General features: G+C 69.5%; 14 protein-coding genes. All 14 read left to right on the top strand.

The window, feature by feature from the left end:
- Nucleotides 1–17 precede the first annotated feature (17 nt).
- Entirely contained in the window at nt 18–833 is an 816-nt protein-coding gene (locus ABIC63_RS20675) for a MetQ/NlpA family ABC transporter substrate-binding protein (protein WP_354321168.1), read from the top strand.
- Nucleotides 834–871: 38 nt separating this feature from the next.
- A complete protein-coding gene (locus tag ABIC63_RS20670) occupies nt 872–1,453 on the top strand; it encodes a hypothetical protein (protein ID WP_354321167.1) in 582 nt (193 codons plus the stop codon).
- Nucleotides 1,454–1,558: 105 nt separating this feature from the next.
- Nucleotides 1,559–2,905, top strand: coding sequence for an LLM class flavin-dependent oxidoreductase (locus tag ABIC63_RS20665; protein ID WP_354321166.1), 1,347 nt, complete (start codon nt 1,559–1,561; stop codon nt 2,903–2,905).
- Nucleotides 2,906–3,082: 177 nt separating this feature from the next.
- Nucleotides 3,083–4,516, top strand: a complete 1,434-nt coding sequence (locus ABIC63_RS20660; RefSeq protein ID WP_354321165.1) for an NtaA/DmoA family FMN-dependent monooxygenase — start codon at nt 3,083–3,085, stop codon at nt 4,514–4,516.
- On the top strand, nt 4,425–5,291 hold the full coding sequence (locus ABIC63_RS20655; protein ID WP_354321164.1) for an ABC transporter permease: 867 nt from the start codon (nt 4,425–4,427) through the stop codon (nt 5,289–5,291). The genes ABIC63_RS20660 and ABIC63_RS20655 overlap by 92 nt, the downstream gene beginning before the upstream one ends.
- A 53-nt stretch (nt 5,292–5,344) precedes the next feature.
- A complete protein-coding gene (locus ABIC63_RS20650; RefSeq protein WP_354321163.1) occupies nt 5,345–6,352 on the top strand; it encodes an ABC transporter substrate-binding protein in 1,008 nt (335 codons plus the stop codon).
- An 18-nt stretch (nt 6,353–6,370) separates the two neighbouring features.
- Nucleotides 6,371–7,147 carry an ABC transporter ATP-binding protein gene (locus ABIC63_RS20645; protein ID WP_354321162.1) on the top strand — a complete coding sequence of 259 codons (777 nt, stop codon included), beginning with the start codon at nt 6,371–6,373 and terminating at the stop codon, nt 7,145–7,147.
- Between the two features lie 95 nt (nt 7,148–7,242).
- On the top strand, nt 7,243–7,728 hold the full coding sequence (locus ABIC63_RS20640; RefSeq protein WP_354321161.1) for a rhodanese-like domain-containing protein: 486 nt from the start codon (nt 7,243–7,245) through the stop codon (nt 7,726–7,728).
- 116 nt (nt 7,729–7,844) lie between these two features.
- Nucleotides 7,845–8,753 (top strand): serine O-acetyltransferase EpsC, encoded by a 909-nt coding sequence (epsC, locus tag ABIC63_RS20635; RefSeq protein ID WP_354321160.1) that lies wholly within the window; start codon nt 7,845–7,847, stop codon nt 8,751–8,753.
- Nucleotides 8,750–9,091, top strand: a complete 342-nt coding sequence (locus tag ABIC63_RS20630) for a helix-turn-helix domain-containing protein (protein ID WP_502935897.1) — start codon at nt 8,750–8,752, stop codon at nt 9,089–9,091. The genes epsC and ABIC63_RS20630 overlap by 4 nt, the downstream gene beginning before the upstream one ends.
- A 117-nt stretch (nt 9,092–9,208) precedes the next feature.
- A complete protein-coding gene (locus ABIC63_RS20625; protein WP_354321159.1) occupies nt 9,209–10,147 on the top strand; it encodes a family 2A encapsulin nanocompartment shell protein in 939 nt (312 codons plus the stop codon).
- 15 nt (nt 10,148–10,162) lie between these two features.
- Nucleotides 10,163–12,214: a family 2A encapsulin nanocompartment cargo protein cysteine desulfurase gene (locus ABIC63_RS20620; protein WP_354321158.1), complete on the top strand. Its 2,052-nt coding sequence runs from the start codon at nt 10,163–10,165 to the stop codon at nt 12,212–12,214.
- Nucleotides 12,215–12,380: 166 nt separating this feature from the next.
- The gene (locus ABIC63_RS20615; RefSeq protein WP_294370889.1) at nt 12,381–13,313 is read left to right on the top strand and encodes an ABC transporter substrate-binding protein; all 933 of its coding nucleotides are present in this window, start codon (nt 12,381–12,383) and stop codon (nt 13,311–13,313) included.
- A gap of 44 nt (nt 13,314–13,357) precedes the next feature.
- Entirely contained in the window at nt 13,358–14,944 is a 1,587-nt protein-coding gene (locus ABIC63_RS29940; protein WP_502935896.1) for an amino acid ABC transporter permease/ATP-binding protein, read from the top strand.
- The last annotated feature ends 37 nt before the right edge of the window (nt 14,945–14,981 follow it).

Below are 14,981 nucleotides of genomic sequence, written 5' to 3'. Positions count from 1 at the left end.
CCCCTCGGCTCCTTTCCATGTCCCTGTTCCGCCGTCATGTCGTCCTGGCCAGCCTGGCCGCTTCCCTGGCCCTGCCCGCGCTGGCGCAGCAGCCTGCCGCCGCCAAGAAGGAGCTGGTCATCGGCACCACGGCCGGCTCCAACATCGAGGTGCTGCGCCGGGGCATCCAGCCGCAGCTCGAACAGAAGGGCTACAAAGTCAAGCTGGTCGAGTTCAGCGACTACGTGCAGCCCAACCATGCGCTGGCCCAGGGCTCGCTGGACGCCAACTACTTCCAGCACATCATCTACCTCAGGAACTTCGCCGAGAAGAACAAGCTCGACCTCGCGGACGTGGTTCAGGGCCCCATCGCGCCCCTGGGCCTGTACTCGCGCAAGTTCAAGACCGTGGCCGAGGTGAAGGAGGGCGCCCGCATCGCCGTGCCCAACGACCCCACCAACCTGGCCCGCACCTTCGTCTTCCTGGAGCAGTACGGCCTGGTCAAGACCAAGGCCGGCGTCGACCCGCTCAAGGTGACCGAGAAGGACATCGCCGACAACCCGAAGAAGCTGCGCTTCGTGCCGCTCGAAGCCGCCCAGCTGCCGCGAGCGCTGGACGACACCGACTTCTCGGTCATCAACGGCAACTTCGCCATCTCCTCCGGCCTCAAGCTCACCGACGCGGTGGCATTGGAGAAGACGCCCGACTACTACCTGCTGGTGGCGGCCGTGCGCACGCCCGACAAGGGCGCGCCCTGGGTGGCCGACCTGCAGGCGGCCTTCAGGTCGCCGTTCTTCAAGCAGGTGCTGGACCGCGACTTCCCCGGCTACGCGCGCCCGGCGGCGCTGCAGTAGGGCCTCGCACACCAGGCCACCGCAACGGGGACGTCGGCATGGCGGCACTGGTGCATTTCGACAAGCGGGGACGCTGGGGCGAGACCCTGGTGTGCGAGCACCGCATCGCCGGCGCCCTCGCAGCGCTGGGCCTTCGCAGCGGCCGCGTGCCGGTGCACGAGGACCTGGGCGAGGGCCTCGAGGCCGTCTGCAATGTCTACGCGGCCGAGCTGGCCGACTTGCAACGCGTTCTGGACGTTCGCAGCATCGACCGCATCACGCTCCGGCCCGGCCACTTCGACTGGCCGCGGCTGCGCCGCAGCTTCCTGACGGAGCACACGCATGCCGAGGCAGAGATCCGGCTTTTCCTGTCCGGCACCGGCCTGTTCCATCTGCGTCATGCCGACGGCTTCGTGGGCCTGCTGTGCGAAGCCGGCGACTGGGTGAGCGTGCCGGCCGGCATGGCCCACACCTTCGACGGCGGTGAGCAGCCCGACTTCGATGCGCTGCGACTCTTCGGCAGCAGCGAAGGCTGGGTGGCCCGGCCGACCGGCGCCAGGGGGCCGCGCCTGCCCCTGCTGGACGACTTCGCCGTGCAACTGCTCAGCCTCAGCGGCCAGGCGCTGGACGAGTGGGAATGAGACGGTGCGAACGAAGCCGCCATGCCCGCTCGGCCACGCCGGACGCATTCACACCGTCTGAGCACGCCGACCCTCGCCACATTCGCCGCCCGCCGCATCCTCCCCATGCCCAGTTCCACGTCTCGCCAGCTGCACCTCGGTGCCTTTTTCTTCGGCGTCGGCCACCATCTGGCCGCATGGCGCGATCCCCGCTTGGATGCGGGTGCGGCCAGCCGCATCGAATCGCTGCGGCAGTGGGCACGCATCGCCGAGGACGCGAAGTTCGATGCCATCTTCTTCGCCGACAACGTCGGCCTGCCCGGCGGTCCCGACGATGTGCTCGCCCGCAACGCGCTGTGGTATCCGATGGAGCCCACGCTCACGCTGGCCGCCCTGTCGCAGGCCACCACGCACATCGGCCTGGTGGCCACCGTCTCGTCCACCTACCTGCCGCCCTATCAGCTGGCGCGCAAGTTCGCCACCCTCGACCAGCTCAGTGGTGGCCGCAGCGGCTGGAACCTGGTCACCTCCGGCAGCGACTTCGAGGCGCGCAGCTTCGGCCTGACCCAGCAGCTTCCGCATGCCGAGCGCTATTCCCGTGCCCGTGAATACGTGCGCATCGTCCAGGGCCTGTGGGACACCTGGGAGGACGACGCCTTCATCCACGACCGCGCCGCCAACCGCTTCTTCGACCCGGCGAAGCTGCACCGGGTGGATGTCGACGGCGACCACTACCGCGTGCACGGCGGCCTGCAGACGCCGCGCTCGCCGCAAGGACGGCCGGTGGTGGTGCAGGCCGGCTCCTCCGATGACGGCCAGGACCTGGCGGCCGCCACCGCCGAACTCGTGTTCACGGCCCAGCAGACGCCGGAGCAGGCGCAGGCCTTCTACCGCGGCCTCAAGGCCAGGCTCGCGGCCTTCGGACGGGCACCCGATTCGCTCAAGATCCTGCCCGGACTCTCGCCCTTCATTGGCCGCAGCGCGCAGGAGGCGCAGGAGAAGTTCGAGCAACTGCAGTCGCTCATCGACCCGGTGCTGGGCGTGGGACTGCTGTCGACCTTCCTGGGCAATGTCGACCTGTCGGCCTATTCGGTGGACGACCCCTTTCCGCAGGACCTGCCCGTCACCGAAGGCTGGAAAAGCCGGCAGGCGCTTTTCGCCGACCTGGCCCGGCGTGAGAGCCTGAGCATCCGCCAGCTCTACGAACGTGTGGCCGGCGCGCGCGGGCACTGGACGGTGGTGGGAACGCCCGAATCCATCGCCGACCAGATCGAGCACTGGTTCCGCAACGAGGCGGCCGACGGCTTCAACATTCTGGCGCCGACGCTGCCGCACGGGCTGGAGGACTTTGCCCGGCTTGTAGTGCCCGAGTTGCAGCGGCGCGGGCTGTTCCGGCGCGAGTACGCGCACCGCACCCTGCGCGGCAACCTGGGGCTGGCGCGACCTGCGCATCCCGCAGCTGGTGCGCACTGAAGCTGGCGTGCCGTCGCCGGGTGTGCGCGGACGGCAGCGTCCTCGGGCGCGGAGACTGCCCGCGCATGCATCGACCGCAAAGCTGTTTCCCGCATAAGAAGCTGCGCGCTTTGTGCTTCGCCGCCGGCACCCGCCGAAGGAGACTGCAGGGCTTACGTCCTTTTCCCACTGCGCCGAATGCCAGGCTCCGCCGACCTTGAACGACAACTCCACCTCGGGATCTTCCTTTTTTCGCTCGGTTACCACCCGGGCGCGTGGCGCCTGCCCGACGTGGACCCTCGGGCCTCGCACGACCCCGATTTCATTGCTGGCATCGCACGCAAGGCCGAGGCGGCGAAGTTCGATTTCTTCTTCCTGGGCGATGCCCTGGCCACCAGCGCCGAGCAGCAATACGTCTTTCCCTCCCAGACCGTCAGGCTGGAGCCCTTCACCATGCTGGGCTATGTGGCGGCGGTCACTCAGCGCATCGGCCTGATCGCCACAGCCAACACCACGTATGCCGACCCGTACCACATCGCGCGCCAGACCGCGTCGTTGGACCACCTGAGCCGCGGGCGCCTTGCGTGGAACGTGGTCACCGGCGCCGACCCGCGCGCGGCGGCGAACTTCAGCCGCGAGCAGCACTGGGACAACCCGCGCCGCTACGACTGGGCCGAGGAACTGGTGGATGTCGTCCAGAAGCTGTGGGACAGCTGGGAGGACGATGCCCTGCAGGGCGACAAGGCCGCGGGTGTGCTCGTTCACCCGCAACGGGTGCACACGATCGGGCATGAGGGCGAGCATTTCCAGGTCCGCGGCCCGCTGAACGTGCTCAGGCCGGTTCAGGGCCAGATCCCGCTGGTCAACGCCGGCACCTCCGCGAGGTCACGGGCATTCGGCGCTGCCCGTTCCTCCGTCGTCTTTGCAGGCGTTCCGACGCTGGAATCGGCGCAGGCGTTCTATCGCGAGATCAAGGCAGGCGCCGCCGCGCAGGGCCGCCTTCCGCAGGATGTGCATGTGTTGCCCGGCCTGGTGCCTTATGTCGGCCGTACCCGCGAGGAGGCGTTCAGCCTGTATCGCCGGCTGAGCGAGCTGATCGCCACCCCCCTCGACATCGAGGCGCTGGAGCAGCAACTGGGCGTGCCGCTGGCGGGGCTGCAGGCGGATTCGCCGTTTCCTGCCGTCGATCCCCATGTGCCTGGGCTTGCCCTGGCACGCCACTTCGTGGCGCAGGCCCGACTGCTCAACCAGACCCAGACGCCCACGGTGCAGCAGGTCTTTGCCTACGGTATCGCTCGCGGTCGCGGGCATTTCCTGGCCATCGGCAGTGCACAGGAGGTGGCAGACACGATGCAGCACTGGTTCGAGCACGGTGCCGCGGATGGCTTCAACATCTGTCCGCCCCATCTGCCGGGAGGGCTGGACGATTTCGTGGATCTGGTGGTGCCCCTTCTTCGTGAACGGGGACTGTTCCGGACGGAATACACAGGCGTGACCTTTCGCGAGCATTTCGGTGCGAAGCCTGCGCCCGCCAGCCGCTATGCCGCCCCGCTGGCGGCGCCGGCAGCAGTGCCAGCCGCGCTCACCGAGGTCCACCATCGTCTCGACGACGTGGTGCGCCGGGGTGTTTGAACGCGCGGGCGGGCACCGCCGGTCGTGGCGCCTGCGTCTTGCCCAGTGGGTGGCCCTTTGTCTTCTGCTCGGAGTCTGGGAGTTCGCGGTCCGCGCAGGCGGCGTGAATCCGCTCTACCTGCCGACGCCATCGGCCATTGGTGCTTCGATGCTGGAACTCTTTCAGAAAGGCGCACTGGTCCGGCACACCGGCATCACCCTGGGCGAATTCGCTGCTGGCTATGGGGCTGCCGTGGTGGCGGGCATGACCGGCGGCGTGGTGCTCGCGCTGATGCCGGGACTGGAGCGCTTCGCCAGTCCTTATGTGGCTGCACTGATGTCCGTGCCGAAGGTTGCCGTCGTTCCGCTGCTTGCGCTATGGCTTGGCATCGGCTTCGGCCACAAGGTGGCCATCGTGTTCCTGTTCTCCGTCTTCCAGATCCACTACAGCACGCTGGCCGGCGTGAAGCAGGCCCGTCGGGACCACCTGCGCGTGGCGCAGGCCTTCGGTGCTTCTCGGGGGCAGGTCGTGCGGAAGGTGCTGCTGCCTTCCGCGGTACCGACGGTGTTCGCCGCACTGCGCGTGTCGGCGTCGGTGGGGCTCGTGGGCGCCCTGTTCGCGGAGATGCTGTCGTCCAAGGCGGGCCTGGGCAATCTGCTGACCCGGTCTGCCGCCGCCCTGGATACGCCCGCCACCTTCGCCCTTGTGACCGTGGTGACGGCCCTGGCCGTTGCGATGGTCGCGGCCCTGGACCTGATCGAGCGGATGTTCTTCCTGCGCTGGCGCCTGGCCTGAGGGTCGCCCGCGCGCATCGTCTTCCCGGTTTCCATCGCTTCCTGGAGATATCCATGACTCTTCTTTCTTCGCGCCGCGCCGCCGGCAGCTCGCTTCTGCTGGGTCTCGCTCTGCTGCTGGGTGCGTGCTCTCGCACCGGCGATACCGAGGCCGCGCCGCCCGCAGCGGCTGCGCCGTCCGCGCTGCAGGCCGTCCGCTACGCGGGTTACGGCGGCGTGACAGGGCTCGGGGTGCAACTGGGCATCGAAAAAGGCTTCTTCAAGGAAGAGGGCCTGGCGCTGGAATTCATCGACACCCGCGACCCGATCTCAGGCCTGGCCAGCAAGGACATCGACATCGCGGACTGGAACACCACCGGTGCCATCGTCGCGGCGGGCAAAGGCGTTCCGCTCACCATCGTGTCTTCGCTGTTCCGCCACGTCGGTCCGTTCTACCTCGTGGCCGCGCCCGACATTGCCCAGGTGTCCCGGCTCAAGGGCAAGACCGTCGGCGCCGCCGCCTTCGGTACGGGCCTCGATGTCTACGCACGGACCATCCTGACGAAAGAGGGCGTGCCTGCAGACCAGGTGAGCTTTGTCGCCAACGGCGTCAATGCCGCGGCCCTCGCCACGCTGGAGAACGGCGCGGTGAGCGCCACCATCATCCACGAGCCGTTCGCGTCCCTGGCAGAGGCCACCGGCAAGGGCCGGGTGATTGCAGCCGGCTATGACTACCTGCCTCGCTTCCATACCGGCGTGATCGTCGTGCGCAACGACTTCCTGGCGCAGTCGCCAGACACGGTGCGCAAATTCCTGCGGGCCTACTTCCGCGCGAATGCCTACGCCAAAGCCCACCTGGACGAATACAAGGCGTTCTACGCCAGTCGATTGAAGGTCGATCCCAAGGTGGTGGATGCGGCGGTCGCACGCGAGCTCCCGATCTGGAGCAACGACCCGCAGGTGTCGCTGGAGGCGGTGGATGAGACACAGCGCATCCAGCACGCACTGGGCTTCCAGCCCGAGATCTACGATGCCTCGAAGTTCATCGACACCCGCCTGGCACCCGCCAGCGTGGCGCCCTGATCCGCGCGCTGCACTGCCATGCCGGACTTCCGCCTGCGCTCGGTGAGCCACGTCCACAAGGGGCCCGTTCCCGTCCAGACGCTGCAGGACGTGGACCTGCACGTGCGCGACGGCGAGTTCGTTTGCCTGCTGGGTGCAAGCGGATGCGGCAAGAGCACGCTGCTGGACATCCTGGCCGGTCTGCTCGCGCCCACGGGCGGTGTGGCGGAGTATGCGGGCGCTCCCATCCAGGGCCCCGATCCTGCACGCGGCCTCGTGTTCCAGGATCCAGCGCTCTTTCCTTGGCGTACGTTGTTGCAAAACGTGGCGCTCGGGCCGGAGCTGCGTGGCGAGTCGCGCCGGGCGTGCGCAGCCGCGGCGTTGGATGCGCTGGGACGGGTCGGGCTGGAACGGTTCGCCAGCGCCTATCCGCACCAGCTGTCGGGAGGCATGCGCCAGCGTGCGGGTATCGCGCGCGCTCTGGCCAACCAGCCACGTGCGCTGCTCATGGACGAGCCCTTCGGGGCCGTGGACCATCTGACCCGCGTCGCCCTTCAGGAAGAACTTCTTGAGCTCTGGCAGCGCGAGAGGCAGACCGTGGTGTTTGTGACCCATGACGTGGGGGAAGCCGTTTTCCTGGGCGATCGCGTGGTCCTGCTGTCGCCCAGGCCCGGTCGCATCCGGTGCATCGTCGACGTGCCCGCGCCCCGGGCCCGAGTACGTGGCCAGGCGGACTTGTTGAAGATCGAAGCCCAAATTTATTCTCTTCTTCACGATTCGCCGTCGACAGAGCGTTTAGAGCCTGCAGTTGTTTGAAACCCACTTTTCCGTCGTTTGCGTTCCGGGGTCGGCCGCCTAGAGTGATGGCCATCGCCACCGGACAGACAACCACAGACAAGGAACCCGCGACCATGCCGATCGACAGCGAAGCCCCTCTTCGCCAGACCCCGCCGCTGCCCGCCGCCCTGGAACAGGCGCAGGCGCTGGCGGCCGAACTCAACCTTCCCTACGCCGGCGGCGTCCAGCCGCCCGTGGCCTGGACGCTGGTTCAGGCCGGGCAGGCCCAACTGGTGGATGTGCGCACGGCCGAAGAGCGCAAGTTCGTCGGGCATGTGGAAGGCAGCGTGCATGTGCCCTGGGCCACCGGCACATCGCTCACCCGCAACCCGCGCTTCGTGCGCGAGCTCGAAGCCAAGGTCGGCGGCAAGGACGCCACGGTGCTGCTGCTGTGCCGCAGCGGCAAGCGCAGTGCGCAGGCGGCCGAGGCCGCGGCCAAGGCGGGCTTCCGGCATGTGTTCAACGTGCTCGAAGGCTTCGAGGGCGAGCTCGACGCGCGGCAACAGCGCGGGCACGCGGACGGGTGGCGCTTCCACGGCCTGCCCTGGGTGCAGGACTGAACACGCCAGCGCCGGCGGCTTCGGCTGCGCGTGTGACGCCCGGGCCATCGAACCCGCGCGCACGCGCTCCAGTGCCGGCAGACGCAGCAGCGCATTGAACGAATGAGGGAGGCCACATGGCGGAGTTCGACATCGAGGGCGTGGTGCGCGCCCTGCACGAGGCGCGCGCCGACTGGCGCGCTACGCACCGACGCTCGCGTGAACCCGGCGGCCGCGAGCTGCCCTCGCGCACGGCGCTGGCGGCGATCCTGGAGCAGTTGCAGGGCGCGCTGTTTCCCATGCGGCTCGGGCCGCCCGAGCTGCGGCACGACGGTGAGGATTTCTACGTCGGCTACACCCTCGAGACCGCCCTGCAGGCGCTACTGGAACAGGCCCGGCTGGAGGTCTCGCATGCGCTGCGGCACGACGAGACCGTCACGCACGCCGATGTGCAGGGCCGCGCCGAGTCCGCGGTGCGTGCTTTCGCCGCGCAGTTGCCGCAGATTCGCCGCCTGCTGGATTCCGACGTGCAGGCGGCCTTTCAGGGCGACCCGGCGGCGCGCAGCGTGGACGAGGTGCTGCTGTGCTATCCGGGCGTGCTGGCACTGATCCACCACCGGCTCGCCCATGCGCTGTATGGCCTGGGGCTGCCGCTGCTCGCCCGCATCGTGGCCGAGCAGTCGCATGCGGCCACCGGCATCGACATCCACCCGGGCGCGCAGATCGGGGCCGCCTTCTTCATCGACCACGGCACGGGCGTCGTGATCGGCGAGACGGCCATCATCGGCGAGCGGGTGCGGCTCTACCAGGCCGTCACGCTGGGGGCCAAGCGCTTTCCCACCGACGAGAACGGCGCGCTGCGCAAGGGCCTGCCGCGGCATCCGGTGGTGGAGGACGACGTCGTCATCTATGCCGGTGCCACCATCCTCGGGCGGGTCACCATCGGCCGCGGGGCGGTGATCGGCGGCAACGTCTGGGTCATCGACGACGTGCCGCCGGGCGCCAGCGTCACCCAGGCCACGCTGCGCAACGGAGCCGCGGCGTGAGCACCTTGCCATCGTCCAACGGCTGGGCGGCACCTGCCGAGGCGTCCCGGGCCATCCGCGAGGCCGCGGTAGCCGAACTGGTGGAACTGTTCGGGCTGACGGTGCGCCAGCTGCGCGAGCAGCAGCACTGGTCGCAGGAAGAGCTGGCGGCCCGCTCCGAACTCAATCGCAGCTATGTGGGCGAGGTCGAGCGCGGCCGCGTGGTGGCTTCGCTGGCCACGGCGCAGAAGCTGGCCGCGGCGCTGGAGCTCAACCTGGCCACGCTGCTGGTGCGCTGCGAGCAGACCGGCCGGCACCGCATCGCGCAACGCATCAACTTGGCGGCTATAGCCAGTTGATGGCGCCACGCACCGGCACAGACACTTCCCGCCGTCAGCAGCCTGTGGCGGCCGCGTTGGACAGCGGCCCGTTCCACCTGCCCTCCCTCTTTCTTCACTGAGCACCGGAGTTCCTTCATGAGCGCAACCGTGGGCGGCACCGCCGCATTGGGCGACATCGCCGCAAGACAGCTGGCCAATGCCACCAAGACCGTTCCCCAGCTCGAGACGATCAGCCCGCGCTGGCTGACGCACCTGCTGCAGTGGGTGCCGGTGGAGGCGGGCATCTACCGCCTGAACAAGGTCAAGAACCCCGAGGCGATCAAGGTCACCTGCACCGCCAAGGAGTCCGAGAACCAGCTGCCGCGCACCTGGGTGGACTACGAGGAGCATCCACGCGAGTACTTCCTCAATGCCGTCAGCACCGTGCTGGACGTGCACACCCGCGTCTCCGACCTCTACAGCAGCCCGCATGACCAGATCAAGGAACAGCTTCGCCTGACGATCGAGACGATCAAGGAGAACCAGGAAAGCGAGCTGATCAACAACCCGGACTACGGCCTGCTGTCGCAGGTGACGGACGAGCAGCGCATCTTTCCGCTCAGCGGCGCGCCCACGCCCGACGACCTGGACGAGCTGCTCACCAAGGTCTGGAAGGAGCCGGCCTTCTTCCTCACCCATCCGCTGGGCATCGCGGCCTTCGCGCGCGAGGCCACGCGCCGCGGCACGCCGCCGCCCACCGTGAGCCTGTTCGGCTCGCAGTTCATCACCTGGCGCGGCATCCCGCTGATCCCCTCGGACAAGGTGCCGGTGGCCGACGGCAAGACCAAGTTCATCCTGCTGCGCGTGGGCGACAAGCGCCAGGGCGTCGTCGGCCTGTACCAGCCCGGCGTGCCCGGCGAGCAGGGTCCCGGCCTGTCGGTGCGCTTCATGGGCATCAACAACCATGCCATCGCGTCCTACCTGATCTCGCAGTACTGCTCGCTGGCTGTGCTCACCCGCGACGCGCTGGCCGTGCTGGACGACGTGGAAGTCAACCGCTACCACGACTACTCGGTCCTGGACACCTACAAGTAAGGGCGGGTGACAGGCATGACCGCAGTCCCGGGCGCCTTCGAGGCACCCATCGATCCAGCCGTGCTGGCGCGCATGGCCAATGCGCTGTTCGCCGCCTTGCCGGGCGAGGCGGGCGATGCGTTGCGCTCGCCCTTGGCGCCCGGCCTGGCGGGCGTGTCGCCCACGCCGCCGTCCTCCGCCCTGTCGGCGGCCAGCCTGCCGCTGAGCGTGCCGGGCGTGCAGGCACCGGTCAACATCGCGCCACCGGGCTCGCCGCTGGCCAGCCCTGCCGGGCTGGGGCCTTCGGTGCCCGGCACGCCGATTCCGCAGGGGCAGGTGCCGGGCAGCAACCTGCTGCCGGCCTCGCCCACGCCGGTGCTCTCGCTGGCGCATCGCGCACCTGCGCTGGCCCCGCATGCGACGGCCGGCAACGGCGTGCCCGACACGGTGCTGACCACCGTGCCCGGCTACGAGCCGCGGCTGGGCAGCGGGGTGCAGGGTGTGCCCGAAGGCCACGCCGCGGCCGCCTCGCAGGCGCAGCGCCATCCGCTGGCTTCGGCCGGCGCACCCTTCTACTTCCTGGCCGACGGGCACGGGCATCCCTCGCCCGGCGGCGCGCCTCAGCCGGCGCAGGCGCCGCTCGCGGGCGATCCGCTGGATGCGCTGGCGCAACTGCCCTTCGCCACGCCCGAGGTGCCGCGTGCGACGCCGGCCACGGCGGCAGGCGCCCAGCCGCCGGCACCGCCGTCGGCCGAACCGCGCTTCTACTTCGTGGACCCGGTCGTGCTGCCCAGCGGCTACCGCACCCCCGCCACGCCCGGCGCGCGCCAGCCTTCGCACGCGGGCGCTGCCGACCGGCATCCGCCTTTCGACGTGCATGCGGTGCGGCGCGACTTCCCCATCTTGGCCGAGCGCGTCAACGGCCGGCCGCTGGCCTGGCTGGACAACGCGGCCACCACGCACAAGCCCCGGTCGGTGATCGAGCGGCTCTCGTACTTCTACGAGCACGAGAACTCCAACATCCACCGCGCCGCGCATGCGCTCGCCGCGCGGGCCACCGACGCCTACGAGGCGGCGCGCGAGAAGGTGCGCGCCTTCCTCAACGCGCCGGACGTGAACGAGGTGATCTTCGTGCGCGGCACCACCGAGGCCATCAACCTGGTGGCCAAGAGCTGGGGCTGGCAGCACGTGGGCGAGGGCGACGAGATCATCGTCAGCCATCTGGAGCACCACGCCAACATCGTGCCCTGGCAGCAGCTTGCGGCGGCCAAGGGGGCGAAGCTGCGCGTGATCCCGGTGGACGACAGTGGGCAGGTGCGCCTGGACGAGTACCAGAAGCTGTTGAACGACCGCACGAAGATCGTCTCGGTCACGCAGGTGTCCAACGCGCTGGGCACCGTGGTGCCGGTCAAGCAGATCGTCGATCTCGCGCACCGGGCGGGTGCCAGGGCGCTGGTGGACGGCGCCCAGTCGGTGTCGCACATGCGGGTGGATGTGCAGGACATCGGGGCCGACTTCTTCGTCTTCTCGGGCCACAAGGTCTTCGGGCCCACCGGCATCGGTGCCCTGTGGGGCAAACGCGAGGTGCTGGAGGACATGCCGCCCTGGCAGGGCGGCGGCAACATGATTACCGACGTCACTTTCGAGAAGACGGTGTTCCAGCCGCTGCCCAACACGTTCGAGGCCGGCACCGGCAACATTGCCGACGCGGTGGGCCTGGGCGCCGCCATCGACTACGTGCAGCGCCTGGGCATGGAGAACATCGCCCACTGGGAGCATGCGCTGCTGTGCCACGGCATGCAGCAACTGGGCGAGGTGCGCGGCGTGCGCCTGATCGGCACCGCGGCGGACAAGGCCAGCGTGATGTCCTTCGTGCTGGCCGGCTACAGCACCGAGGAGGTCGGCCGCGCCCTCAACGAGGAAGGCATCGCCGTGCGCACGGGCCACCACTGTGCGCAGCCGATCCTGCGTCGTTTTGGCGTGGAGACCACCGTGCGGCCCTCGCTGGCCTTCTACAACACGATGGAGGAGGTGGACCGGCTGGTGGCGGTGGTGCGGCGGCTGGCGGACGCGCGGCGGGCGGGGTAGCGGGGCGGTCGGGTCGGACGGCCCGGCACCGGGAGGTGCGCCACACAAGGACTCGTGCGCTCCCAGACAAGTGCGCACGGGAGGCCGTTCCTAAACTGGTTTGACGCGGTGCAGCAAAGCCGGACATGGTGTCCGGCCGGGCCGCCTCACCAGGAGTTTCCGTCCCATGAACAGCCCCCTCGTCGTCCCGGGCCAGCGCCCGTCCCGCCCTGCCTGGCCGGTGCGCCTGCGCCGGCTGCTGGCCACTGCCCTGGGCACCGTCGCCCTGGCGCTGGGTGCCGCCGGCGCGGCCCATGCCGAGGTCTTTCCCACGCCCGGCGAATGCGCGGCGCTGCAGGCCAAGTACCCGCAGTTCAAGGGCAAGACGCTGGTCAACGCCATCAATCCGCACACGCCCGGCTACGAGACCATCGACCCCAAGAATCCCGAGCGCTACATCGGCTTCGACATCGACCTGGGCGAGACGATCGGCGCCTGCCTGGGCTTCAAGGTGAGCTACAAGCCCGTGACCTTCGCGGCGCTGCTCACCACGCTTCAGTCGGGCCAGGCCGACATCGTCATCTCCGACATCTACGCCACCGAGGAGCGCGCCAAGGCGGCCGACTTCATCACCTATTCCAAGGTGTTCGACGGCGTGCTGGTGGCCAAGGGCAACCCCAAGAAGATCACCGGCATCGACACCTCGCTGTGCGGCACCGTCGCGGCCGAGAACACCGGCTATGTGGAGGTGCCGCTGATCCAGGCCCTGGCCGCGCAGTGCAAGGCCGCGGGCAAGCCCGAGCCGCAGATCCAGCTCTACGACAACAACCAGAACTGCATCCAGGCCATCCTGGCCGGCCGCGCCGACACCTACATCAACGACGTCAACACCGTCGACAGCGCCGTCAAGGCCTATCCCGACAAGCTGGAGAAGGCCCTGGCCGTGACCATTCCCTACTCGGTGGGCATCGCCGTGCCCAAGGGCAAGACCGACTTCCGCGATGCCGTGATGGCCGCGCTGGTGGCGCTGCAGAAGTCCGGCGCGCACGCCGAGATGCTCAAGAAGAACGGCCTGCCGGTCGAGAACCTCGAAGCCCCGCGCCTGGTCCTGGCCAAGTGAGATGACCTGGTCCCGGGCGGCCCCGGCCGCCCGGGAGTGGCCCGATGGACCTGTTTCTTCACTACCTGACGATGCCCTACCTGCTGTGGGGCATCGGATTCACGCTCGCGGCGACGGCCATCGGCCTGGCCGGCGGGGCCCTGATCGGGCTGCTGCTGGCGGCGATGCAGCTCAGCCGGTTCCGCCCGCTGGCCGCCTTCGCCCGCGCCTATGCGGTGATCTTCCGCGGCACGCCGCTGATCCTGCAGATGGTGTTCTTCTACGACGCGCTGCCGCACGTGGGCATCCGCATGCCGGGCCTGGTGGCGGCCGGGCTGGCGCTGGCCTTCAACGAGGCCACCTTCATCGCCGAGATGGTGCGCTCGGGCGTGCTCGGCGTGGAGCGCGGCCAGGTGCTGGCCGGGCAGGCGCTGGGCCTGACGCCGCGCATGCTCATGCGCCGCATCATCGCGCCGCAGGCCCTGCGCGCCATGCTGCCGGCCATGGGCAACGAGGCGGTGAGCACGCTCAAGAACTCGTCGCTGGCCTCGGTCATCGCGGTGCAGGAGCTGACGCTGCGCAGCACGCAGCTGGCCTCGTCCACCTTCGACTTCTTCTCCGTCTTCTTCGCCTCGGGCCTGCTGTACCTGGTGCTGACCGGCGGCATCAGCCTCGTGCAGCTGTGCCTGGAGGCACGCTTCGACCTCGACCGGCAGGCCACGCTGCAGGGCCTGGCGCGCTGGCTTCCCTGGCGGCGCGCGCCGGTGCTGGCGGCCACGCCGGCCCCGGAGCTGTCAGTCGGGCATGACGATGAGAGTCCGCGCACGACCACCGGCGCCTCGGACGCCGCCCGTGCCGAGCGCGCGGCCGTGCTGGCCCAGGCGCCGACCGTGGTCCGCGTCAGCGGGCTCAGCAAGACCTACGGCGGCCAGACGGTGCTGGCGGACCTGGCGCTCGACGTCGCCGTGGGCGAGGTGGTGGCCCTGCTCGGGCCCAGCGGCTCGGGCAAGAGCACGCTGCTGCGCTGCATCAGCCACCTGGAGGACTGGGACGCCGGCCACATCGTGGTCGATGGCCAGCGCCTGGGCTACCAGGCCGGCGGCGAGCGCATGAGCCCGGCCGACCTGGCGCGCGAGCGGGCCCGGGTGGGCGTGGGCATGGTGTTCCAGCAGTTCAACCTGTTCGCGCATCTGTCGGCGCTCGAGAACATCGCCGGGCCGCTGCGCTGGGTGCATGGCTGGACGGCCGAGCGGGCCGAGCAGCGGGCGCGCGAGCTGCTGGCACGCGTGGGCCTGTCGCACCGCGCCGATGCGCTGCCGCGGCACCTGTCGGGCGGCCAGCAGCAGCGCGTCGCCATCGCACGGGCCATCGCGCCCGGGCCGCGCGTGCTGCTGATGGACGAGCCCACCTCCGCGCTCGACCCGGCCCTGGTCAACGAGGTGCTGGAGGTGATCCGCTCCCTGGCGCAGGACGGCGGGCTGGCGCTGGTCATCTCCACCCACCAGCTGCATTTCGCGGCCGACGTGGCCGACCGCGTGGTCTTCCTGGCGGGCGGCCGCATCGTCGAGAGCGGGCCCGCGCGCGAGGTCCTCACCCGGCCACAGCATCCGCAGACGGCCCGCTTCCTCAACGTGATGGCGGCCGAGCGCTGACCATCGATCCTCCTTCTTTCCTGCAGAACCGACGATG

It is taken from the genome of Pseudacidovorax sp. 1753 (assembly GCF_040544975.1).
GTDB lineage: Bacteria > Pseudomonadota > Gammaproteobacteria > Burkholderiales > Burkholderiaceae_C > Xenophilus.
Note: the sequence above shows the minus strand (reverse complement) of the source record. Positions and strands in the feature narration are given on the sequence as shown.

Excerpts from the sequence above, each read along its gene's own strand:
- ABIC63_RS20640 (WP_354321161.1), top strand. The coding sequence starts at position 7,243 with ATGCCGATCGACAGCGAAGCCCCTCTTCGCCAGACCCCGCCGCTGCCC.
- ABIC63_RS20650 (WP_354321163.1), top strand. The coding sequence starts at position 5,345 with ATGACTCTTCTTTCTTCGCGCCGCGCCGCCGGCAGCTCGCTTCTGCTG.
- ABIC63_RS20665 (WP_354321166.1), top strand. The coding sequence starts at position 1,559 with ATGCCCAGTTCCACGTCTCGCCAGCTGCACCTCGGTGCCTTTTTCTTC.
- epsC (WP_354321160.1), top strand. The coding sequence starts at position 7,845 with ATGGCGGAGTTCGACATCGAGGGCGTGGTGCGCGCCCTGCACGAGGCG.
- ABIC63_RS20675 (WP_354321168.1), top strand. The coding sequence starts at position 18 with ATGTCCCTGTTCCGCCGTCATGTCGTCCTGGCCAGCCTGGCCGCTTCC.
- ABIC63_RS20625 (WP_354321159.1), top strand. The coding sequence starts at position 9,209 with ATGAGCGCAACCGTGGGCGGCACCGCCGCATTGGGCGACATCGCCGCA.
- ABIC63_RS20615 (WP_294370889.1), top strand. The coding sequence starts at position 12,381 with ATGAACAGCCCCCTCGTCGTCCCGGGCCAGCGCCCGTCCCGCCCTGCC.
- ABIC63_RS20660 (WP_354321165.1), top strand. The coding sequence starts at position 3,083 with ATGCCAGGCTCCGCCGACCTTGAACGACAACTCCACCTCGGGATCTTC.
- ABIC63_RS20670 (WP_354321167.1), top strand. The coding sequence starts at position 872 with ATGGCGGCACTGGTGCATTTCGACAAGCGGGGACGCTGGGGCGAGACC.
- ABIC63_RS20645 (WP_354321162.1), top strand. The coding sequence starts at position 6,371 with ATGCCGGACTTCCGCCTGCGCTCGGTGAGCCACGTCCACAAGGGGCCC.
- ABIC63_RS20655 (WP_354321164.1), top strand. The coding sequence starts at position 4,425 with ATGCCGCCCCGCTGGCGGCGCCGGCAGCAGTGCCAGCCGCGCTCACCG.
- ABIC63_RS29940 (WP_502935896.1), top strand. The coding sequence starts at position 13,358 with ATGGACCTGTTTCTTCACTACCTGACGATGCCCTACCTGCTGTGGGGC.
- ABIC63_RS20620 (WP_354321158.1), top strand. The coding sequence starts at position 10,163 with ATGACCGCAGTCCCGGGCGCCTTCGAGGCACCCATCGATCCAGCCGTG.